The sequence below is a fragment of the Enterobacter cloacae complex sp. P17RS genome (genome assembly GCF_014895885.1).
GTDB classification, from domain to species: domain Bacteria; phylum Pseudomonadota; class Gammaproteobacteria; order Enterobacterales; family Enterobacteriaceae; genus Enterobacter; species Enterobacter bugandensis.
Genome location: NZ_JADBQK010000051.1, coordinates 1 through 875 on the forward strand (window position 1 = coordinate 1; position 875 = coordinate 875).

General features: G+C 33.9%; 1 protein-coding gene. It reads right to left on the bottom strand.

Annotated features, from left to right (window positions below):
* Positions 1–875 (bottom strand): glycosyltransferase family 4 protein (locus IM265_RS21890; protein WP_193056031.1); only part of this gene is annotated, 875 nt, incomplete at both ends.

The following is an 875-nucleotide window of genomic DNA, read 5'->3' on the forward strand; positions in this document are numbered from 1 at the left end:
TACTTAATGTAGTAATAAAGCGTTTTTTGAATTGTTCAACCGTAAATTCATTAGAGTAAGTTTTTCTGGCATTCTCACCCATTAATTCTCTTTCAGCAACAGCCATACAAGCAACTTTACTTAAAACTGAAGATAATTGTTCTATATCATTCGGATTTATGGAAAATCCATTAACTCCACTATCAATTACTTCTTTGGCACCACCATGATTAGTTGCAATAACTATTTTTGAAGCTCTCATTGCCTCCAAAACTGTTGTCGGGAAAGGATCTGGCATTAATGATGGTACAACACAACAGTCTAATTGCTGAATTTTCTCAGATGCTTCTGGATCAAATCCATATACAATCACAGTGTCCTTTAAACCTGCCAAGGTTATGTCTTCCATGAATTTCGACATTAATTCCTTTCTTGTCGGTGGAGCATCACCATACACATGGACTTTTATTTGTGCCAACTTTTCTTTAGGCATGGCTTTTAAAGCCTCTAACAAAAACCATTGCCCCTTTTCAGGCATCACTCTACCAACCATGGCAAAATTAACAAAATTATTTTTAAGAGGTTCTATTTTTTGACTACTAAGCTCTGGTATACCATTATGAATAACATAGCTATTCGATTTAAAATCCGAAATGTATGAAGCAACATGGTTAGATACACTTACAATCACAGTTGCGCAGCGTTGGACTGTCTTCTTAATCAGTTGACCGTATAAGCTACCATTTAAATACTCATGACAGTGAACAAGACTTTTTATATTTAATAGTTTTGCTATAACAACAATACTGAATAGCGCCAATGTGTTTATGTATATCAGATCATATTTCTTTCTCAATTTTTTCATAAGAAAAAACAACTTAACATTCATCGCTAAC